Source organism: Halorientalis regularis (assembly GCF_023698535.1).
Taxonomy (GTDB): domain Archaea; phylum Halobacteriota; class Halobacteria; order Halobacteriales; family Haloarculaceae; genus Halorientalis; species Halorientalis regularis.
In genome coordinates this window covers 258,893-280,477 of sequence record NZ_JALJCL010000002.1, presented here as the reverse complement: position 1 = coordinate 280,477, position 21,585 = coordinate 258,893, and the positions used below count along the sequence as shown (strand labels likewise).

Sequence of the window (21,585 nt, the reverse complement as noted above, 5' to 3'; positions counted from 1 at the left end):
CGTGGCGTCAGGCGCCGGACTCGGGTTCGGTCAGTCGCTCGCGGACGACTCCGGCCAGCAACGACGGCGGATCCACGAATCGGATGCCCGTCTCCGCGAACGCGTCGCGGTAGGCCGCCTCGGTGACGCAGGCGATCACGGTCTCGATACCGCAACAGGCACGCAGTAACTGCGCGGTGAACAGTGCTCTCCGGTCCGGGCCGACGGTCACGATTGCCGTCTCGAACTCCTCGACGACCGGATAGAGACTGCTCGCGTCGGTCACGTCCACACAGTGTGCGTCCAGTCCCGCGTCCGCCGCCCGGCGGACGTGGGTCCCGTCGTCGCTGACGAAACGAACAGTTGCGGATTCGTCAAGGTTCGATGCGAGCCCTCGCCCGCCGTCACCACCGACGACGACGATCGACGGCGTATCGGCCGAGAGAACAGCTTTTGGCCGCTTTTGATTGGATATCATTGTTTTCCTCCAGCGAGAAGGCCGTGGCTGTTCGGGTGGCAATGCGACCCGGATTCCTGGGCTTTCCCGCCTGGTGATCGCTAGTACTTGCTTCATCCGCATAAACTGACCGGTTATTCTGCGGAAAAAGTAATAGAAACCTATTGATTGTGTGGGGGCGTCACAGGATATCGCTGTATCCGGTCAACTCTCCGGCGAAAACCCCTCGTACGCGTGGACGTACTCGTTACGGATGATGTCCTCGTCGACGACCTCCAGGCCGAGCGCGTCGAGTTCCTGCCCGATCCGGCTGAGGTCGTCGCCGTCCCGACCGACGACCTCGACGTGGACGTTCTCGCTGCCGGTCATCACTTCCCGGACGGCGACCACACCTTCGATCTCGAGGGCCTGTCTCGAAAGCTTCTCTCGATCCGGAATCTCCGCGTTACAGACGATGAGGGTATGCAGCTGGAACCCGGCCCGTTCGTAGTCCACGTCCAGATAGTAGCCCTTGATGACGCCTTGCTCTTCCAGCCGGTTGATCCGGTTGCGGACGGTGCTGGCGGCGACGTCCATCTCGTCGGCGATCGTACTCGCGGACGTGTTGCGCGCGTCGTGCTGGAGCCGATAGATGATGTGCCGATCCAGCGCGTCGAGTTCGACGATATCGTCTCTGTCGCTCATAGCGAGTGGACTGGGCACCCGACAAAAAGTGTACCGTCGCCGGGCGTTCGAGTCGCTCCGTCCCCGTCCCTGCCTGACGGGAAACGAGGGGGCTTAAGTCCCGGCCGCCGATATCGGACAGCATGGACGACCGCACCTACACCGCAGACGCCGAGCCGGGCGACACGGTCACCGTCGCCGGCTGGGTCCACGAGATCCGAGACCTGGGTGGTATCGCGTTCATCATCATCCGGGACACGACCGGCAAGATCCAGGTCAAGTTCGAGAAAGACGAGATGGACGACGACCTCGTCGAGACCGGGCTGAACGCACACCGCGAGAGCGTCGTCGCCGTGACCGGCGACGTGGAGGACGAAGAGCGCGCGCCGACCGGCGTCGAGATCGTCCCCGACTCCCTCGACGTGATCGCCGAGGCTGACCCCGAACTGCCGCTTGACCCCTCCGGGAAGGTCGACGCCGAACTCCCGACCCGACTGGACAACCGGACGCTAGACCTCCGCAAGCCCGAGGTCAAGGCCATCTTCGAGATCCGCGCTGCGGCCCTGGAAGCGGTCCGGGACGCGTTCCGCGACCTGGGCTGTACGGAGATCAACACGCCCAAGATCGTCGCCACGGGGACCGAGGGCGGCACCGAGCTGTTCCCGATCACGTACTTCGGGCAGGAGGCCTTCATGAACCAGAGCCCCCAGCTGTTCAAACAGCTGATGGTCGGCTCCGGCCTCGAACGCGTCTTCGAGATCGGCCCGATCTTCCGCGCGGAGGAACACAACACGCCGCGACACCTCAACGAGGCGACCTCCATCGACTTCGAGTCGGCCTTCTACGACCACCGTGAGGCGATGGACGCCTGCGAGACCATCGTGAAGGCCGCCTACGAGGGCGTCGCCGAGAACTGTCAGGACCAGCTCGAAGCGCTGGACATGACCGAGGAGTTCGAGGTCCCCGACGGTGACTTCCCGCGGCTCACCTACGAGGAGGCCCTCGAGAAGATCAACGCGACGGGCGAACTCGACGAGGTGCTCGTGTGGGGCGACGACCTCTCGACGGAGGCCGAACACGTCCTCGGCGACGAGGTGGGCGAACACTACTTCATCACCGACTGGCCCAGCGAGATCAAGCCGTTCTACATCAAGGATCACGACGACGACGCGGAGGTTTCCACGGGCTTCGACATGATGCACCCGTCGATGGAGCTGGTCAGTGGTGGCCAGCGTGAACACCGCTACGACAAGCTGGTCGACGGCTTCGAACAGCAGGGACTCGACCCCGAGGCCTTCGAGTACTACACCAAGATGTTCAAGTACGGCATGCCGCCCCACGCCGGCTGGGGGCTCGGCGGCGAGCGCCTCATCATGACGATGCTCGGACTGGGCAACATCCGGGAGGCCGTCCTCTTCCCGCGAGACAGGCAGCGCCTGTCGCCGTAGGCGACGGTGACCCTGTCGAGCGGGAGCAGGGAACAGCTCTGCTGTGACCGTGTTCCCGCGGGATCGCCAACGTCTGAGCCCGTAGGGCGACGACGTTGGGAGCCCACGAGACGAGTGCAACGAGTCTCGTCAGACCGGTAGCGACTCAGTCCCTGACGAAGACGTTGGGGGCCAACGAGACGAGGGTGCGAGGTGCGACCGACGGGAGCACCTCGGAGACGCGAACGGCGAAGCCGTGAACGACGCGACTCTCGTCAGATCGCCAGCGCCTGTCGCCGTGAGCGACGCGGCTTACTCCGCTTCTCCGACGGCCTGTTCGCGCAACTCGCCGGTCAGGTGGAGGCCGTGGCTGTCGATCCGGCGGACGACGCGTTTGGCCTGTGACTGGGAGAAGTACTTGTCCGAGACTGCCGCCCGGACGACGACGCCGAACGTCCCGGTCACGGTCGCGCCGAATCCTTCAGCGACGGTCCGAAGCAGCCGGTCGTCGGAGAGCAGGCCGACGGTCGGAGCCGCAGCTCCGTCTCCGCTCGCCGTTTCTGCTCCGTCCGTCGCGTCGAGGATGCCTTCGACCACGCGCACGTCGCTCGTCGTCTCGGCGGCGTCCAGTACGCGTATGGCGTCGTCGGACCAGTCGGTTTCGACCGGGCCGGTCACGATATCGTTGTCGTCGACGAACCGGTCGAGGTTCGTGCGAGCCGGCTCTGTCGTCACTTCCGCCCGAACGGCGTCCGGGACGGCGATAGTGCCGTCGAAGGCACCGAGCAGGTCGAGTTCGCCGACCGCTCCCAGGGCGGTCAACACGGTCGCGTCGACGTAGATACGGCTCACAGCTCCCTCGCGTCGTCGGCATCCCGCCGGAGGTCGGCTGCGCTCAACTGGGTAGTGAGGTTGCGCTCCCGGGCGACTTCCAGCCACTCCGCGACCGAGAGGCCGGCGATCCGGGACGCCTCGGTGACGGCCACGTCACCCTGCTGGTAGCGCCCGACCGCCTCGCGAATCCGCAACTCCGACAGCCCCTCTTCGAGGGCCTTCCTGATCGTCGTACTTCGGTCGTCGTCCAGTAGCTCCGCGACTCGCTCCAGTTCCGCCTGCTCGTCCTCCGACAGCCGCGCGCTGATCGTCGGCATGTTTACGTGGTAATACTACGCATACAAAGAGCTATCGACGGCCGTGTCGCGGTTCGGTGGGTGTCGACTGCTATCAGCCCGCGTCGGATACAGCTATGTCGGATCCGGTCGTAGTACAGTCGTTATGTCAACGTTAGAGTCCACCGACCCGACCACAGACGAGTGGGTAGACATCCGGATGACCGATCTCGAGGAAGGCGAGTGGGAACTCGACGCCGTCGTCGTCGACGGTCGGATGGAACACGTCGACCTCCGTGTCCGGGAGGACCTCGTGGCGTCGTTCGTCGAGTGCCTCGCCGACGACCTGTCCCGGAATCAGCGAGCGGCACTGCTCGACCGTCTCTCCGAGGCGGGGGCCGACGGTCCCGACGCGGCCGCCGCTCCCGACACCGCTGACGCGACCGAAGACTAGGGTCGCAACCCCTCGTCTAACATTTCAAGTGTCCGCGCCCACGCCTGCGCGTCGGCGCGAGCGTACCCTGCTGGCGTGCCGCCCATGTCCAGCATCAGCGAGCGACCGGGTAGCGGAAACGGTCGCGTCGCACGCTCGGTCGTCGGGTGATACGGGACCTTGATGTCGTGACCAGCGCCGGGAACGCTGAGGTGGTCGCAGGTGTGTGAGTACGACCGCCCATCCAGCCGTGCCATCGCCCGCGTGGCGAGCGTGTCGGCCGGCCAGACGCGGTCGTCGCCGCCGGTCACGAGCAACACGGGGCCGCCGATCTCCTCGACGGGAATCGTCGCCGCCCGGACCCGCTTTTCGCCCGCGCGGGCCAGTCCGCGTTCGAACAGCGGCCGAACCGAGAGCGGTCGGCCCCGGAGCCACCGGGCGACGATCCGTGATCGAAACCCGACTGGTCCCGCGAGGGGGACGTACGGTCGGCCCTCCCCGTCGGCCGTCCAGGCCGGCCCGGGATCAGACAGCAGTTTGTTTCCCTGGAAGGTAATCGGGCTCGGCGCGTAGCCGACGGCGGTCCGGAGGCGGTCACAGCGGGTCGCCGCGAGCAGGGCGAGTTCGCCGCCGCGCGACCAGCCGACGACCCCCAGCGGGTCGGGTCGGACGCGGTCGCGATCGGCGAGCCACTCGACGGCCGATTCGACGTACTCCAGCGGGACCTCGACGAGTCGATTCGGGAGGCCGTCACGGCCGAAGTAGGCCAGCGCCAGCACAGCGAAGCCACGCGAGGCCAGCAACGAGGCGACTCGCCGGGACGGGAAGCCGCCGCTGGAGCCACCGAGGAGGAGAATACCGGGGTACTGTCTGTCGTCAGCGGACTCGCCGGGTGGCTCGTACAGGCGCCCGACGAGATGGGAGTGATCGACCGTCGCGACGGTGACGCCCTCGCGCTGGAAGCGTCGTTCGACGGTGGCACTGGCGACGCGCTCGCCGCCGACCGTCGCGGTGAGCGAGACGTTGCCGTCGGTTCGCGTGCGCTCGCGGGGCGCGGGACGGTCGCCGATCCGTTCGGCCGACCAGACGAGTCCCATGGCGTCGGCGGCGTCGTACGTGCCGGCGAGCGGTCGCTGGCTGTCGAGGTCGGCGGTCCCGTCGCCGTCGGTCCCGACTGTCGCGCGGGACTCCCAGAGCCCGCCGTCGAGGGGCATCCGGGCGCGAACGGTCACCCGTCGTTGCGGGGGAAAGCCAGCGAGGCGGACCGCGAACCGCTCGTCGACCAGCGGGCGAGCGGGGTCGACGACGACCTGGGGACTGTCGGCCATCGCTCTGGACCTGCGAGGCTGGGGTGAAAGCGGTGTCGACCGTCGGATCCGACGGGGCCGAATCGGATCCGACCGCGACGACCACCTTTTATTCACACGGGGGCCCGACCGAGAGGCATGACCGAAGCCGAAGCGTTCGTCCCGGGCCACGTGACCGGCTTTTTCACCATTCACCGGGACGACGATCCGACGAAAGCGGGCTCCCAGGGCGCGGGGCTGACCCTGACCGACGGCGTGACCGTCACCGTCCGGCCGGCCGAGGAGACGAGCGTGCGCTGTAACGACGTGCCGGTCGAGATGGACGCCGTCGAGACGGTCCTCGACACCCTGCAGGCGACCGCTCGGGTCGACGGCCAGACCCCCCTCCCCATCGGCTCGGGATTCGGCGTCTCCGGCGCGATGGCGCTGGGCACCGCGCTGGCGGTCAACGACGTGTTCGACCGCCGACTCTCCGAGAACGAACTCGTCACCATCGCCCACGGCGCGGAAGTCCAGGCCGGGACGGGCCTCGGCGACGTGGTGGCCCAGGCCCGTGGCGGCGTCCCGATCCGGCTGGAACCCGGCGGCCCACAGGACAATCTGCTGGACGCCATTCCGGCACGCGGGCCCGTCGAGTACCACACCCTGGGCGAACTCTCGACGGCGGAAGTCATCTCCGGCGACACCGACCTGCTGGATCAGGCCGGCAAGCGAGGCCTCTCCCGGGTCGTCGAGGAGCCCACGCTCTCGTCGTTCATGCGTGCGTCCCGGCAGTTCGCCCGCGAGGCGGAACTGCTCACCCCCGACGTTCGGGACGTAATCCTGGACGTGAACGAGGCCGGCGGCGACGCGTCGATGGCGATGCTCGGCAAAACCGTGTTCTCCATCGACGGCGGGCTCTCGGCGGCCGGCTACGACCCCTCGATCTGCCGGATCGACCCGACGGGCGCGCAGTTGCTCGATTAGCCGTCTTTTCGGTCCCCGAGAGGCGTGTGAACCAACCCCACGTTTAAGGTACCGAGTGGTCCAACGTCGAACTGTACCAATGGCAACGGGATCGCAACCGGACAGCGCTTTCTACGGATTCTACGACGAGTACATGGGGGAAGCGCAGACGAAACCGGAGGTGTACGGCTACTGGATACTGGTGCTCGGGCTGGTGGCGATACTCGCCGCTGCGGGGGTGTTCGCGGCCGGTCGCACGGGTCTACTCGGCCTCTCGCCTGCGGCGCTCACGGAACTCACGCTCATACTCGCCGCGGCCGGATTCCCCGTGTTCCTGCTCGGGACCGTCCTCCAGTTGCCCCTCCGCAGGCGGGCGGTCCCGGTGGCGGTGCTGGGTGCGCTCGTCTCCGTCGCCGCGGTCGGGTACTTCCTGCAGATCTATCCGGGGCAGTGGGGGGTCGGGAAGACCCAGGGGCAACTCTTCCTCGCCGGCTACGGCAGCGGATTGGCACTCCTGGCGCTGGTCGCCGCACTGGTGCCCGTGGTGACCGGACGACGGAGCTACCTCCTGGCCGACGAGGACGCGGCCGCGATGGGGTGGGTCGTCGAAGACGAGACGGAAGCACGCGTCTCGGACGTGCTGGTCGGCGAGGCCGACCGCGACGGCGTGTTCGCGGTCTTCCCTGGTGAGTCGGGCTGGCACTGGTGGTTCGTCGAGCAAGCGGCCGTCGCCGACGGGACCCGAGCCTACGACAGCCAGACCGACGCCGAGGCGGCGCTGGAGGAGATCAAGGCGAAAGTGGCTGGCGCGAGTCTGCTGGAGATCAACCACGCCGCCTTCCGGCTGTACCGCGAGGCGGGGGAGGACGGCGAGTCGACGGCCCGCTGGACGCTCGTCGACGAGGACGGCGTCGTGCTGGCCGACAGCGACGGCCGCTACGCCGACCGCGAGAAAGCCGAGAGCGCCGTGAACCTGCTGAAAGAACACGGCCCCGGCGCCTCCCTGCTCGACGTGGAGGACGGGGCCTTCGAGGTCTACGGCGATGGCTCGGACTGGCGCTGGCGGCTGGTCGACGAGAACCGGGGCGTCCTCGGCGACGGCCCACAGGCCTACGAGGACCGCGACGACGCCGAGGCCTCCGTTCGGTCGATCCGGGAGGCCGCCCGCGAGTCGCCGGTGATGGACGTCGAACAGGTGGGCGTCGAGCTGATCGAGGCCGATGGCACCTGGCGCTGGGAGCTGCTCGACGCCGACGACGAGACCATCGCCCAGTCCAGCGACGAGTTCGACAGTCGGGAGGCGGTCGAGGGGTCCGTCCGGCGGATCATGGAGGGGGCCATCGACATGCCGTTCCTCGAATCCGGCTCGCCTGCCTACGAGGTCGTCGAGGGCGACGAGGGCGGCTGGCGGTGGCGGCTGGTCGACGCAGACGACGCGGTCGTCGCCCGCAGTGAGGGTGCAGTGCCCTCCGAGGAGAGCGGTCGCTCGGTCGTCGGCCGCGTCAAGGAGGTCGTCGCGGACGCGCCGGTCGTCGAACTCGACGATGCCGAGTACGAGATCTACCCCGAGGGCGACCAGTGGGCCTGGCGACTGGTCACCGAGGACCGCGAGACCGTCGCGCGCAGTCCGGCCAGCGCGACCTTCGCGGACCCCGAGGCGGCGGCGGCGGCCGTCGAGCAGTTGCGCGAGGAGATCGAGACCGCCGACCGGATCGAGTTCGATAGCGCCGCGTTCCACCTCTACGAGGCCGACGAGGGCGGCTGGAACTGGCGGCTGGTCGACGCCGACGGGAGCGTCGTCTCCGACAGCGGGCAGGAACACGCCTCCCGCGAGGATGCCGCGGCGGCCATGAACACGATGAAACAGCACGCGCCAGAGGCCGATCTGGTGGAGATCGGCAGCGCCGCGCTGGAGCTGTACGAGGCCGAATCCGAGTGGCACTGGCGACTGGTCGACGCCAGCGGGGACACGCTGGCGACCAGTCCCGGCCGCTACGACAGCGACGAGACAGCCCGCGAAGCGATGGACGCGCTCTCACTGCTGGCCCCCGAGGCCGAGACCCGGCAGATGGACGCCGCTCTGTTTCAGGTGTACGTCGGCGAGGGCGAGCGCCGGCAGTGGTGCTGGCGGTTGATCCACCCCGACGGCAGCACCATCGCCCGGAGTCTCGGCGGCTTCACCGACCGGGAGAGCGCCACCGAGGCCGCCGAGTCGGTCGCCGACTTCGCCGCCGACGCGGCCGTCCACACCGTCGAAGACATCGCGATCCGCTTTTCGGTCATCGAGGGCGAGGAGGGCGAGGCCTGGGAGTGGGAGATCGTCGACCGCGAGCGCGAGCCCCTGGCGGTCGGCACCGAACAGTTCCCGTCCCGGGACGCGGTGGCGACGACCGCACGACTCGTCCGGGACAACGCCGGTGGCGCGAGCGTCTTCGCGGTCGACCCCGCCGCGTTTCGACTCGAAACGGTCACCGACGAGGACAGCGGGACCGAGAGGTGGCGCTGGCGGCTGGTCGATCCCGACCGGAACACGCTGGCCGTGGGGGCTCGGACTCACGAGAGCCGCGAGAGCGCGCGGGTGGACCTCTCGCGGGCCCGCGAACTCGCTGGCGGCGCGGGCCTGCTGGATTTCGATCTGGCAGCCTTCGAGGTCACCGAACGCCAGGACGGCTGGATCTGGCGATTCGTCGACACCGCTGGCAACACCGTCGGTATCAGCGGTCCGACGTTCGAGTCCCGGAGTGGGGCCGAGCGCGCGCTCGCGTCGGTCCGGGACGTGTTGACGACGGCGAGCCTGCTGGAGATCGGGTCGCCGGCCTTCGAACTCCACGAGGATGATGGGGAGGACGGCTGGCGCTGGCGACTCGTCGACACCGACGGGAGTACCGTCGCCGAGAGCAAGCGGACCTACCCGACCCGCCGTGAGGCCCGGGAGGCACTGGGCGGGCTCCGGGAGTTCGGGCCCGACGCCGCCACCGAGACCCAGGCCTGAGTCGGGGCGGGCGGCGAGGAACGGTTGATTTCGCCGGCGCACCGGGCGATTTTTCACACCAGCGACAACGTGATCGAGTATGGACGAGATCGACGTGCCGGAGAGCCACCCCCGCTACGAGTCGCTGCTGACGCGACACCGGATCGAACACGGGGTCGATCTGGGGATCACCTCTCGGCAGGGACTGATCGCACAGGGCCGGGGTGAGGCCTACGACTACCTGCTCGGGGAACGCACCACCGAGAGCGCCGACCGGGCCGAGCGCGCCGCCGCCGCCCACCTCCTGCGCGCCGACCATCCGGTCCTCTCGGTCAACGGCAACGCCGCCGCCCTCGTGCCCGGCGAACTGGTCGAACTGGCGGCCGCGACCGGCGCGGATCTGGAGGTCAACCTGTTCAACCGCACCGCCGAACGCATGGAACGCATCGCCGACCACCTCCGCGAGCACGGGGCCGAGGAGGTGAAGGGCCTCGACGCCGACGGTCGGATTCCGGGTCTCGACCACGAGCGCGCGAAGGTCGACGCCGACGGCATCGGCGACGCCGACGTGGTGCTGGTCCCCCTCGAAGACGGCGACCGCGCCGAAGCACTCGCGGCGATGGGCAAGACCGAACTCGTGATCGACCTGAACCCGCTCTCCCGGTCGGCCCAGACCGCGACGGTCCCCATCGTCGACAACATCATCCGCGCGGTGCCGGGCATCACCGAACACGCCAGGGCCCTCACCGACGCATCCCGCGAGGAACTCGAGCGGATCACCGAGGAGTTCGACCGCGAGGCGGCGCTGTCGGCGGCCGAGGACGCTATCCGAAGCGGTGATCTGTGATGTCGCTGCCGCCGTACATCTACGTGGACCACCGGCTCCCCGACGCCGACAAGGTGCGGGACGTGCTGGACGACCGGACGCTCACGCCGTTCGACGAGGACGAACGCCTCGAACGCCTCCACCGCGTGTTCTATCCCGTGTTCCGGGTCACTGTCCGGTACGAGTCCGACGAGGGCCAGTGGTTCGGGAGCGAGCAACGCGAAGACACCGTCTTCCTCGACGGCCTGTGGGCGGACAACGACGCCCACGTCTCCCGGTACGCCGAGGACGCCGGGACGTTGCTGAACGTCGCGACCGGCGATTACGACTTCGGTGAGGGCCCCGGCCTCGGTCCCGCCGTGTTGCTCCAGTTTCAGGTGGACAACGACACCGCCGGCGACCTCATCCCCGAGCGGGTCGCGGACTGGGCGCGCCAGCGCGACGCCGGCCGGGGCGATCAGGCCGACGTGTTCCTCCGGAAACTCCGCGAGAACTACGGCCTCCCCGGCGAGTTCGATCCCGCCGGGTTCGACGAGGTGACCGAAGTCACGCGCGTGTACCTTCCCTTTTGGCTGGCGGAGTACCGCGGCGAGACGGGCGATCACTCGATCATGCTCGCCTTCCGCGACCCCGACGCCACGGAGGCGGAGTTCAAGCGCCACGGCTGGCTCTCCGAGTTCATCGCCGACGACCCGACCCGACTGGCCGAGTACGGCTACGACCTCTCGCTGGACCGGGTCCAGAAACAGCTCTCGGACGACGAGGGGCGGGCCGGACGCGACGAACGCGGTGCCAGCGGCACCACGGATCGCTCGCCCGACCGGTCGTTCGGCGGCGAGGATACGGCCGGCGAGGACGAGGTCGTTCAGCCCGACGGCGTCGAGATGGACGCCGGGTCGCTGGTCACGAAGCAGGTCGAACGCGGCTTCGGCGACGTGGGTGGGATGGACGACCTCAAGGAGACGCTCCGGCACAAGGTGATCCGCCCGCTCGAAGACCCCGCGGCCTTCGAGGAGTACGGCATCGGCGTCGTCAACGGCGTCCTCCTGCACGGCCCGCCGGGCTGTGGGAAGACCTACATCGCGGAAGCGCTGGCGGGCGAGGTGGGTCACGACTTCGTCGAGATCGGCCCCGCCGACCTGACGAGCAAGTACATGGGCGAACCCGCCCAGAAGGTCAAAGAGCTGTTCGAGATCGCTCGCGCCAACCAGCCCTGCCTGCTCTTCATCGACGAGATCGACGCCATCGCGGGGACGCGCGACGGCGACGCGAACATGAACTCCAGCGAACAGCAGATGGTCAACCAGTTGCTGACCGAACTGGAGGACGCCAGCGAGGACGACGTGGTCGTGATGGGCGCGACCAACCTCGTCGACGACGTGGACGGTGCGATCCGGCGGTCGGGCCGGTTCGACGAGCGCGTCGAAGTGCCGCCGCCGGACACCGACGCCCGCCGCGAGATCGTCGAAGTTCACCTTGCGGGCCGTCCGACGGCCGAGGCAATCGACCTGGAGGGCGTCGTCGCGGCGACGGCGGGCTACGCGGCCAGCGACCTGGAACTGATCGCGGAGAACGCCGCCCGGAAAGCGCTGCGCGCCGGCGAGGAGATCGACGAGTCACACCTGCTCGCGGCCGCCGAGGAACTCGACTCCTCGATCCCGGACTGGAGCGGACCGACCGACGCCGAGGATCACGTCGAACAGCCCGACAGCGCGGATCTGAACGCCCGCTCGCTGGTCGACCCCGATCCCGGCATCGACTTCGACGACGTGGGCGGCATGGCCGACCTGAAGGCCCGCCTCGAAGAGACGGTGATCGACCCGCTCGACGACCCCGACCGGTTCGAGGACTACGGGCTGGACGTGCTGAACGGACTCCTGCTCCACGGGCCGCCGGGTTGTGGGAAGACGTACATGGCGACCGCACTGGCCGGCGAACTCGGCCACAGTTTCCTCGACGTGACGCCGGCGGACCTCACGAGCAAGTGGATGGGCAAGCCGGCACAGAACGTCGCGGACCTGTTCGCCATCGCCGCGGCCAACGCCCCCTGTGTCCTCTTCATCGACGAGATCGACGCCATCGCGGGCAACCGAACCGGCGGGATGAACACCAGCGAACAGCAGATGGTCAACCAGTTGCTCGCCGAACTGGAAGATGTGGGCGAGGACGTGGTCGTCGTCGGCGCGACCAACCTGCTCGAAGATATCGACGGCGCGATCCGGCGGTCGGGCCGGTTCGACGAGCGCGTCGAGGTGCCGCCGCCGGACGCCGAGGCGCGCCGCGAGATTCTCGCTGTCCACCTCCGGGACCGGCCGCTGGCCGACGACCTCGACTGGTCGACGGTCGTCGAGCGGACCGAGGAGTACGCGGCCAGCGACCTCGAACTCGTCGCGGAGAACGCCGCGCGAACGGCGATGCGGGCCGACGCACACATCGACACCGACCACCTGACGGGGGCCGTCGAGCGGACCACGTCGAGCCTCGACGGCTGGGCTAACTGAAATCGAAGCCCACGTCCGTCTCGCCGAGCGCCAGCCCCTGTGCGGTGGTGACGCCGGTGATCTCGAAGCGTGCGCCGCCGTACTCGCCTTCCTCGTGGGTGCTGGCGAGTTCGCCGTCGACAGACCGGATCTCCCAGCCGTGGGCCTCGACGATTTCCTTGACGATGGCCAGCCCGAAGCCCGTCCCGTCCTCTTCGGTCGTGTGTCCGTAGTCGAAGACGTTGTCCCGCTCTTCGGCCGGGATGCCGGGGCCGTCGTCCTCGACGGCGAAGCCCGCACGGGTGCGATCCGAGTCCTCGTCGCCGCTCCCGTCACCGTCGCCGTTCGCGTCGGCCGAACCCGACGCCACGCCGAGTTCCGCGTCGTACTCCAGGGGTTCGACGATCAGCGAGACGTCGTCGCCGACGTGATCGACGGCGTTGCGAAAGAGGTTCTCGAAGGCCTGCTGGAGGCGGTCGCGGTCGGCCTCGACGTACATGTCGCTCTCGACCTGCAGGTCGGCCTCGGGTGCGTTCACCAGCGACCAGGCGTCGTCGGCCACCTGACGGAGCGACACGCGTTCGGTCTCGTCGACGGTCTGGCCCTGCCGGGCGAGCTGGAGCAGGTCGTCGATCAGTCGGTCCATCCGGTCGGCCGCCCGGTCCAGCGCGTCGAAGTGTTCGACCTCGCCGGTCTCGCGGGCCAGTTGCGACCGTGCGCTGATGACGTTCAGCGGGTTGCGCAGGTCGTGGGAGACGACGCTGGCGAACTCCTCTAACTGTTCGTTCTGCTGGCGGAGCCGACGTTCGCGGCGGACTCGCTCGGTGATGTCCTGCAGGACGACCAGCTGGCCCATCACGACGCCGTCGCTGTCGGTCAGGGGCGTTCCGGTCCGCTGGTAGGAGCGACCGCTCTCGGGGTTGGTCACGACCTCGCGGTCGCTCCCGGGGTCGCCCGACCGGGGCGCGGGTGGCACCGCGAACGGGCGGAGGGTTTCGCCGACGGACCCGCCGATGGCCTCGTCGGAGTCGACGGTCAGGAACGGCTCGGCCTGCTCGTTCACGTTGACGACGAGCCCGCGGATGTCGATGACGACGACCGCGTCGTCCATCTGTTCGACGGCGGCTTGACTGGCGATGGGGATCAGCGTGAACAGGCCGTGGCGGGCGACCGCCCAGCAGAACGACCCGCCGGTCACGGCCAGCGCAATCGTCATGACTTCGAGACCGGGCAGGGGGTTGCCCCCGGAGAAGTAAACGCCCGCGGCGACGACGGGGACCACCGTCCCGGTGACCAGCAACACCGCCTGCCGGCGGTAGATCCCGGCCGACGTGTACGCCCGCAAGGACAGGAGGGCGATACTGACACCGCCCAGCAGGACGCTGATCGCCACGTACGCGACGATCGCCCGACCGTACTCGGGTCGCAACGCGACGAACGCCTCATTGTCGATGGTCATCGGGTCCGTCCAGACCAGTTGATGGGTTTCGTTCGTGAACACCAGTCCGATCATCGCCAGCGGGATCAGGAGCAAGAGCCCGATGCTCCACCACGTGATCCACTCGTCGCGGCCCGTGTACTGCAAGGTAAAGAACAAGAGGAGCACGGGAACGGGCATGAACCCGATGTAGCCCAGCCTGTACCAGAACAACTTCTGTGGGAGTTCGACGCTCCCGATCTGGAGCGCGTACGTGACGAGCACCCAGCAGATCGCCACCGACAGAATCACCGCCGTGTACCCACCCGGAACTGGCTCGTAGGCCCGCTGCTGGCGGACCACGTAGAGCGCGGCGACGCCCACCACCACGGCTGCGATGAGTGTGAGGGTGAGAAACGGGGTGTACTGCCAGGTCATTCCGGAGTTGCGATGTGTTGTCCGGCCGATGGCTTATGAGTTTTCGCTATTTCGACGCCGGACGCCGATCCGACGGCTGGTTCGGGGCCCACAGCCTCGCGACTCCGCCGATCAGAACCCCTTTGTATCACCGGGTGGTAGTAGTGGTTACTATGTCCGATTTCGAGCAGTTCAGCGACGTGGGCGAGGCGGAAGTGACCCGTGCCATCGGCCAGGAGTGGACCGAGGAGTTCATGGACTTCTCCGACAGCGACGTGATCATCGTCGGCGGGGGTCCCTCCGGCCTGATGGCTGCCAAGGAACTCTCAGAGCGTGGCGTCCAGACGATGGTCGTCGAGAAGAACAACTACCTCGGTGGCGGCTTCTGGCTCGGTGGCTTCCTGATGAACAAGGTCACCGTTCGGGGGCCGGCTCACCACGTCCTCGACGACCTCGACGTGGAATACAAGGAGTCCCAGGACAGCGAGGGGCTGTTCGTCGCCAATGGCCCCGAGGCGTGTTCCGGCCTGATCAAGGCCGCCTGTGACGCCGGCGCGAAGATGCAGAACATGACGGAGTTCACCGACATCGTCATCCGCGAGGACCACCGCGTCGGCGGCATCGTGATGAACTGGACGCCCGTCCACGCCCTGCCCCGCGAGATCACCTGTGTCGACCCCATCGCCGTCGAAGCCGACCTCGTCATCGACGCGACCGGCCACGACGCCATGGCCGTGAAGAAACTCGACGAACGTGGCGTCCTGAACGCGCCCGGTCTCGAAGACGAGGCCAGCGGCATGGACCAGACCGGCGACGACTCCTACGGCGCACCCGGCCACGACTCGCCCGGCCACGACTCCATGTGGGTCGGCAAAAGCGAGGACGCCGTCGTCGAACACACCGGCCTCGCCCACGACGGGCTCGTCGTCACCGGCATGGCCACCGCGACCACCTACGGCCTCCCGCGGATGGGCCCGACCTTCGGCGCGATGCTCCTCTCCGGGAAACGGGCCGCCCAGGCCGCCATCGACGAACTCGGCGTCGACGCCGAGGACGTGGACATGACCACGCGGGCGAGTCCCGCTGACGACTAACCACCTTTTTCGCGAGGGGGTCGCCGCTGGCGACCCCCTCGCCAAAAACGTGGGCGAAAAAAGGCGCGAGCGGCTCCGCCGCTCGCGAAGAACCGCGCCGCGGAGCGGCGCGGATGCTCGTACCGGACCGACACCCGCACAGCTACCGCACCGCAACCCGCCACCGGAACTAAGTTCGCGCTGGCCCTCGCTGTGACCGATGCGACGACGACGCGTGCTGGTATTCTCTCTGCTGGCCGTGCTCGCTCTCGGTGTCGGTCTGCCCGGGCCGGCGACTGCCGAGACCGCGAACGTGTCCGCCGCGAACGTGACGACGACCACTCAGGACGGCGGGACGTTGCAACTCACGAAACGCGTGCGCCTGACGCCCGACCGACCCGGCGAGATCGAGGTCACGGCGAAGTTTTCGGAACCGGACAATCTGGTCGAACTGGAGACGGAACTGCCCGCCCGGACGACGGTGATCGAGACCGACGGGTTCTCGGAATCGGGTGGGCAGTTCGCCTGGGACGGCTCGACGGACGCGCCGAGCCTGACTTACCGGCTGTCGGTCAACGAGACGCGCGAGACGGAGGGGCCGCTGGCCGGACGGGGCGACTACACCTTCGTCGACGCGGGGCCGTGGGCGCTCGTCCGGACGCCCCGGGTCGGCGTCTCCTGGAGCTGGCGCGGCGAGAACGTCACGCTCGACCGGCAAACGCGGGTCGTCGGCGAGGGTGTCGCCAGCGACGCCATGCTGTTTCTCGGCCCGCACGCCGAGTACACGCGGCGAGCCCACGGCCAGCAGTTTCAGCTGGTCGTGCCGGCGGCGGCGACGCTGGCCGAGCCCCGGCGTGAAATCTTCGAATCGGTGACGGCAGCTTCGGACGCGATGCGGGTGGGCGACCGCGACGCGAGCGTCTTCATGATCGCCGGGCCGACGACGACCGTCGAGTGGTCCGTCCGGGGCCTCCAGACCGGCGGGAACTCCTTCTGGGTGCGGGACACCCAGCGGCTCGACGTGCCCGACAACGTCTGGGTTCACGAGTACGTCCACACGCGACAGGCCTACGACCGCAACGACGGGACGCGCTGGTTCACCGAGGCCAGCGCCACGTACTACGCCGCCTTGCTGTCGCTCGAACAGGACCGGATCGCCTTCCCGGCGTTCAGCACACGGCTCGAAGCCGGCGACATCCGCTCGAACCCCGGCGAGATACTGGCGGTCCCATCGACCTGGACCGGCCGGACGCCGTACCTGAAGGGTGCGCTCGTGGCGGGCGAACTCGACCGGCAGATTCGGCTGGCGACCGACGGCCGGACGCTCCAGCGGGTCTTCCAGCGGATGAACGCGGCCGACGGCCCGCTGACGGCACCGGCCTTCCAGTCCATCGTGGCCGACGTTGTCGGCCCCGAGGTCGGGCAACTCGCGGACCGTTACACCACGACCGACGCCGTCCCCTCGATGTGGACCCGGACCGAACACCTGCGCGCCTTCGAGGGCGCGGCCCCGCGCATCGAGTACGGGCTCGCACCGGCCGCCGACCGTTACCGCGTCACCGGCCCCTACCGCAACGGCACGCTCGACGCCGGCCAGCCAGTCGAACTCGCGACCGGCGAACGCCTCTCGCTCGACGTGCTCGTCGAGAACACGGGCGACGCGGCCGGCGAGTTCGACGCCGCCTTCGCGGTCGACGACCGCCGCCTCGACGACCGGTCCGGCTCGCTCGACCCCGGCGAACAGCGGCGACTCACGTTCGCGCACACCTTCGACAGCCCAGGAACGTACACCCTCACGGCCGGCACCCGTTCGATCACGGTCACGGTCCAGCGGCCGTCGCCGCCGGCCGTCGCCGACCTGCGGCCGAACGCGTCCCGCGTGACCGCCGGCGATGCACTCGAACTTACGGCACGGCTCCGTAACGACGCGGCCGTCCCGGCCGCCGGAACGCTCACGCTGTATCGGAACGAGACGGCGGTGTCGACCCGGGAAGTCGTCGTCCGGCCCGGAAGCGAGCGGGAAATCGCGTCCGTCACGTCACCCGCCGTCGGTGTCCATCGGTTCCGCCTCGGCAACGCCACGGCGACGGTGCGGGTCGACGCACCGCCGACGGAACGAGATGGGGCGGCCACCGGAACCGCCGCGGACGGTGCCGGGTTCGGTGTCTCCGTCGCCGTTCTCACGGTGATTCTCGGCGTACTCGCCGCCCGCCGTCACGGCGGATAGCGAGGCTGCTCACCGGGACCCAAAACCCGTAACTGGGGCGACGGCGGACTGTCTGGTATGCCCGACCGAGTCACTCTCTATCGCGCGCCGACGACGCCGGCCGACGCCGACGCCGTGGCCGACTGGCTCGCCGAGCGCGTCCCCGCGACCGTCGCGGTGCGGGATCGGTTTCTCGACCGCGAGGACGACGGCCTCGCCGAAGCCTTCGCCGAAGCCAGAGTCCTCAGCCCCTACGAACCCGAGACGGGCAACACCATGCTGGGCATCGTCCGCTACGAGGAGCGCGCCCTCGACCATCCCGAGCGCGCCGGCGGCGTCATCTACGACGGGCTGGCCGTCCAGGAGGCCCTACGTGAGCGTCTGCCCGCCGACGAACGCTCGCTCGACCACCTGCACGTGCCACTGCTGGACCGCGTGCTGGGGACCTGGGGCGACCACGACGGCCGCTGGCACAAGCGCGTGAACGTCCTCGGCCAGCCTGCGCCGATCTCGGTGCCCGGTCTCTACGAAGCGCCGGCAAAGCCCGAACAGTACTACAAGGAGAAACAGCGCACGGCGATGCTCAGCGGCGACACGCCCCCGCGGGAAGTCCTCGAAGAACAGGTCGACGGCGAGTTTCTGGTGCAAGACGACCCCCGGACGACCGAGGTGATCAAGGGGTACGTTCTCCAGGCCTACCACTATCTGGCGACCGGGGAGGACTTCTGTGCGACCGAGGGCTGTCGGCTGGCGAACCCGCACCGTCAGCCCGGCGTAGTCGAGGCCCAGTTGTGCGAACCCGAGTTCTGCGAGGAGCACGCCCCGCGGTACGAGGCCTAAGATCCGACCTGCACGGTCACGTTCGCGGTCGTGCCCTCGACCGAGGCGGCGTCGACCAAGGATTCGGGGCCGATCACCAGCGCGGTCGTCTCGTCGCTGATCCGGACCGTCCGGAAGTCGCGGTCGCCGTCGGCCTGTCGCGCCACCTGGTAGTCCTCCAGCGCGGCGAACGCCTCGTCGGCCTCGCTACTGTTGTCCCAGCGGTGGACCCAGACCCAGCCGCCCGTCTCGTCGGACCGCTGGAACACGGTGAGCGTGTCCGACCCCCAGCCGGTGGCTGCGGCGGCGGCCCGGTCCGGCGACAGTTCGGTCCCCAGCGAGTGGCGGGTCGTCATCTCGCCGAGCGTATCGTCTCCACGGTACCGCCAGTCCGTCGCGGGCGCGCTCGCCGCGACCGACAGGTTCGCCTCCGGCTCCTCGGCCCGGGTGACGTTGTGGATCAGTTGTTCGGTCGTTCGCGGATACGTCCGGTAGACCGTCGAGAGGTTCGCCGGCGAGTCGATCACGTGGGCCACGTATTGCGTGCCGAACAGGTACGGAGCGAGCGCCGACCGGTAGGTCGCGCCGCCCTGCTCGTACTGGTGGCGGACGAACGCCGAGTTCGTCTCGGTGTCGAGGTAGCGTTCGGTGTAGGCGTCGGCCACGTACACGGCACCGCCCTCCTGAAGCGAGCGATAGACCTTCGCCTGGTCGGTCTCGATCCGCCGGGTCCGCAACCGGTCGAGCCAGGGGAGCATGTTCGCCTGGTACTGGATCGTGTGTGCGAACTCGTGGGCCAGCACGCGCTCGACGGCCGCGGCCGACCCCGCACCCGGATGGACGTAGACGTAGCCGGTGAGCCGCGTCACGCCCGACGGCTCGCTCCAGTTGACCGAGACGTTCTCGTACCCGAGCGCCGCGTTGAGCGGACTCGCCGCGACCCGGGGGAGACTTCCTCGCCACTCGCTCAGATTCCTGATCTCGACCGGCCGTGGGTCCACGTCAGTACCGATCAACCCCTGCACGCGGGCGAAGGTCCGGTTCACGTCGAACGGGAGCGTTCCGTTCTTGACCTGAATGTCGTACGCCGTCCTCTCCCCACTGTCGTCGGTTTCGTTGCTCGGTGTCCCCTCGTCGGGTGTCGTGTCCGCGGGCGTGTCCGGTGGTTCCTGGTCGGATGTCCCCGTCTCTCCGGGCGTCGGGGTGTCGGTCGACGCCGGTGTGTCAGTCGCCGTCGACGCGTCGGTTTCGGACGGTGCCGTCGTCGTGCCGTCGCTCGGGCCGGCCCCACATCCCGCCAACACCAGGAGGAGGGCGACCGCGAGCGGCGCGAGTCGCTGGGCGGACAGCATATTCGTACACACTGAAACGTCCGAAAAAAGCGTTCCTAAACGCGGCCGGAGAGCAGGCCGAGGTAGCCGCCGCCGAACGTCTCGTAGCGGCGGTCGTCGGTGCGGGTGGCGAGCGCGGTCCGGCCGGCGTCGACCCGTCGCTCGAAGGCCGCCGTCACGGGTTCGTCCGGCACCCTCCAACCGGGCGAGCCAGCCCAGAGGAACGCCGCGAACGCGAGGTTGATCGGGGCGGCAAGCGGGCGATCGCTGCGCTGGAAGTTCAGGACGGCGACGCGCCCGCCCGGCCGACACAGGTCCACCCAGTCCTCGACGACCGCCGCGGGGTCCCGGAACAGTCCGAGCACGAAGGTTCCGAGGACGGCGTCGACCGGCCCCGAGACCGGTGGCTGGGTCGCGTCGCCGGTACAGAAGTGTGCGTTCGTCCAGCCCCGGCCCGTCGTGCGAGCGCGGGCACGGTCGAGCAACGGGCGGGTCACGTCGATACCGACGATCAGACCGTCCGGGCCGACCTGTTCGCGCAGGAACGGGACGTTCGCGCCGGTGCCACACCCCATCTCGACGACGGTGTCGCCCGGCGAGAGATCGAGTGCGGCGGCGGCCCGGCGTCGCCAGGACCGCACGCCGGGTGCACTCGCCAGTCTGTCGTAGATGTGAGCCCACTGGCCGTAGAACTCCCGCACGCGGTCGCGGTCGGACATCAGGTGCAGTCCCGGAGCCGGCCCGCGACCGTCGGCGCGTCGGGGCCGAGGACGTAGATCACGGGTTCGATGCCGAAGCCACCGGTCTGGTAGAGGACCTCGGCGTCGGGATTCGCCGCCAGTGCGGTCGGGATGGCGTCGTCGATGCCGGCTTCGGCGTCGAACTCGACGGGCGTGTGTCCGTTGGATTCGAGCGCGTCGACGATGGTCGGGTCGTACCGGACGTTGATCGCGGCGCGGGCGTCGCTGCCGTGTTCGCGGGCGGTCAGGAGGACGCTGGCGACGTACTCGCTGACGCCGAACTCGGGTTCGGCTGGGATCTCCGGGCGACCCTTCAGGTCGATGATCCGGCCCGGAACTGCTACCACGTCCTCGATGCCCGTGGCGTCGGGCAGGGCTTCGACGACGTTCGTCCCTACTGCCGGGATGTGTGGGGCGAAGTCCGTCGTGTTCTCGATCACCGTCAGCCCCCGGCGGACCGACGCCAGTGCCTGCTCGGCGATGCGCACGTCGCTGTCCGGGTCGTGCACGTCGAACGCGCCGCCGTAGTCGGCCAGTTCGGGTACCGCCTCCTGGTGCAACTGGGCCAGCACGTCCCCCTGTTCGAGTTGCCGGATGACGACCTCGGTCTCGACGAGTGCCTGCACGGGACTCATCGCACCGTCGGTCAGGCCGTCGCCCAGGCGCTCGACCAGATCCACCACCCGCTCGTCGGTCAGGAGCCGCTCGTTGCGCGCCACCTCACCGTGGACGTACTTCGAGACGGCGCTCTGGCTGATCCCGAGGAGGTCGGCCACCTCGCTCTGGGTCAGCCCCCGCTCCCGTAACTCCTCGGCCAGCATCGACCTGAAGGTCGGGAGGAACTCCTCGACTACCACCTCCTCGATGAATCTCATTGCTCCTCCCTCCGGGACCGACTGGCATAAAAACCGTGCTGGTCGATTCACTCGCTTGACGGAACCGGATCCCGCTCCGAACGCTTTCTCGCCGAAGAAAATCGACGCGG

The 21,585-nt window shown here is 68.7% G+C and carries 18 protein-coding genes; 9 read left to right on the top strand and 9 right to left on the bottom strand.

Features of this window, described 5'->3' with window-relative positions; all coding sequences use genetic code 11:
- Positions 1–7: 7 nt before the first annotated feature.
- Positions 8–457: an NAD-binding protein gene (locus MU521_RS03650; protein WP_175452803.1), complete on the bottom strand. Its 450-nt coding sequence runs from the start codon at positions 455–457 to the stop codon at positions 8–10.
- Between the two features lie 183 nt (positions 458–640).
- Positions 641–1,120: an Lrp/AsnC family transcriptional regulator gene (locus MU521_RS03645; protein ID WP_092689878.1), complete on the bottom strand. Its 480-nt coding sequence runs from the start codon at positions 1,118–1,120 to the stop codon at positions 641–643.
- A 122-nt stretch (positions 1,121–1,242) separates the two neighbouring features.
- On the opposite strand from MU521_RS03645, the gene aspS reads away from it, so the two are divergent.
- Complete coding sequence (aspS, locus tag MU521_RS03640) at positions 1,243–2,547, top strand: aspartate--tRNA(Asn) ligase (RefSeq protein ID WP_092689876.1); 1,305 nt, start codon at positions 1,243–1,245, stop codon at positions 2,545–2,547.
- A gap of 291 nt (positions 2,548–2,838) precedes the next feature.
- Here aspS and MU521_RS03635 read toward each other — a convergent pair whose 3' ends face one another.
- Complete coding sequence (locus MU521_RS03635; RefSeq protein ID WP_092689873.1) at positions 2,839–3,378, bottom strand: PIN domain-containing protein; 540 nt, start codon at positions 3,376–3,378, stop codon at positions 2,839–2,841.
- On the bottom strand, positions 3,375–3,677 hold the full coding sequence (locus MU521_RS03630; RefSeq protein ID WP_092689869.1) for a UPF0175 family protein: 303 nt from the start codon (positions 3,675–3,677) through the stop codon (positions 3,375–3,377). Before MU521_RS03630 ends, MU521_RS03635 begins: the two co-directional genes overlap by 4 nt.
- A gap of 124 nt (positions 3,678–3,801) precedes the next feature.
- Between MU521_RS03630 and MU521_RS03625 the strand changes: the two genes are divergently transcribed.
- Entirely contained in the window at positions 3,802–4,089 is a 288-nt protein-coding gene (locus MU521_RS03625; RefSeq protein WP_092689867.1) for a hypothetical protein, read from the top strand.
- On the opposite strand, the gene MU521_RS03620 is transcribed toward MU521_RS03625, so the two are convergent.
- Positions 4,086–5,396, bottom strand: a complete 1,311-nt coding sequence (locus tag MU521_RS03620; RefSeq protein ID WP_092689865.1) for an acyl-CoA thioester hydrolase/BAAT C-terminal domain-containing protein — start codon at positions 5,394–5,396, stop codon at positions 4,086–4,088. The genes MU521_RS03625 and MU521_RS03620 overlap by 4 nt on opposite strands.
- Before the next feature lie 117 nt (positions 5,397–5,513).
- Between MU521_RS03620 and MU521_RS03615 the strand changes: the two genes are divergently transcribed.
- The 4 genes from MU521_RS03615 to MU521_RS03600 all read left to right on the top strand — a co-directional run bounded on the left by MU521_RS03615 (position 5,514) and on the right by MU521_RS03600 (position 12,618).
- Complete coding sequence (locus MU521_RS03615; RefSeq protein WP_092689861.1) at positions 5,514–6,341, top strand: pantoate kinase; 828 nt, start codon at positions 5,514–5,516, stop codon at positions 6,339–6,341.
- Between the two features lie 79 nt (positions 6,342–6,420).
- Positions 6,421–9,312 (top strand): DUF1508 domain-containing protein, encoded by a 2,892-nt coding sequence (locus tag MU521_RS03610; protein WP_092689859.1) that lies wholly within the window; start codon positions 6,421–6,423, stop codon positions 9,310–9,312.
- 79 nt (positions 9,313–9,391) lie between these two features.
- A complete protein-coding gene (locus tag MU521_RS03605; RefSeq protein ID WP_092689856.1) occupies positions 9,392–10,138 on the top strand; it encodes a 4-phosphopantoate--beta-alanine ligase in 747 nt (248 codons plus the stop codon).
- Positions 10,138–12,618, top strand: a complete 2,481-nt coding sequence (locus tag MU521_RS03600) for an ATP-binding protein (RefSeq protein WP_092689854.1) — start codon at positions 10,138–10,140, stop codon at positions 12,616–12,618. The genes MU521_RS03605 and MU521_RS03600 overlap by 1 nt, the downstream gene beginning before the upstream one ends.
- Here MU521_RS03600 and MU521_RS03595 read toward each other — a convergent pair.
- A complete protein-coding gene (locus MU521_RS03595) occupies positions 12,611–14,452 on the bottom strand; it encodes a histidine kinase N-terminal 7TM domain-containing protein (RefSeq protein ID WP_092689851.1) in 1,842 nt (613 codons plus the stop codon). The genes MU521_RS03600 and MU521_RS03595 overlap by 8 nt on opposite strands.
- 152 nt (positions 14,453–14,604) lie before the next feature.
- Between MU521_RS03595 and MU521_RS03590 the strand changes: the two genes are divergently transcribed.
- From MU521_RS03590 to MU521_RS03580, 3 genes are all read left to right on the top strand, one after another.
- Complete coding sequence (locus MU521_RS03590; protein ID WP_092689846.1) at positions 14,605–15,525, top strand: sulfide-dependent adenosine diphosphate thiazole synthase; 921 nt, start codon at positions 14,605–14,607, stop codon at positions 15,523–15,525.
- A gap of 199 nt (positions 15,526–15,724) precedes the next feature.
- Complete coding sequence (locus MU521_RS03585; RefSeq protein ID WP_092689843.1) at positions 15,725–17,731, top strand: hypothetical protein; 2,007 nt, start codon at positions 15,725–15,727, stop codon at positions 17,729–17,731.
- Positions 17,732–17,788: 57 nt separating this feature from the next.
- Positions 17,789–18,550 carry a DUF7001 family protein gene (locus tag MU521_RS03580; RefSeq protein WP_092689841.1) on the top strand — a complete coding sequence of 254 codons (762 nt, stop codon included), beginning with the start codon at positions 17,789–17,791 and terminating at the stop codon, positions 18,548–18,550.
- Here MU521_RS03580 and MU521_RS03575 read toward each other — a convergent pair.
- From MU521_RS03575 to MU521_RS03565, 3 genes are read right to left on the bottom strand one after another with little or no spacing between them, the layout of a single operon-like run.
- Positions 18,547–19,881, bottom strand: a complete 1,335-nt coding sequence (locus MU521_RS03575; RefSeq protein ID WP_092689838.1) for a hypothetical protein — start codon at positions 19,879–19,881, stop codon at positions 18,547–18,549. The two genes, MU521_RS03580 and MU521_RS03575, sit on opposite strands and share 4 nt — an antisense overlap.
- 35 nt (positions 19,882–19,916) lie before the next feature.
- Positions 19,917–20,579: a class I SAM-dependent methyltransferase gene (locus MU521_RS03570; RefSeq protein WP_092689835.1), complete on the bottom strand. Its 663-nt coding sequence runs from the start codon at positions 20,577–20,579 to the stop codon at positions 19,917–19,919.
- Positions 20,579–21,475, bottom strand: a complete 897-nt coding sequence (locus MU521_RS03565; protein WP_092689832.1) for a thiamine-phosphate synthase family protein — start codon at positions 21,473–21,475, stop codon at positions 20,579–20,581. Before MU521_RS03565 ends, MU521_RS03570 begins: the two co-directional genes overlap by 1 nt.
- Positions 21,476–21,585 lie beyond the last annotated feature (110 nt).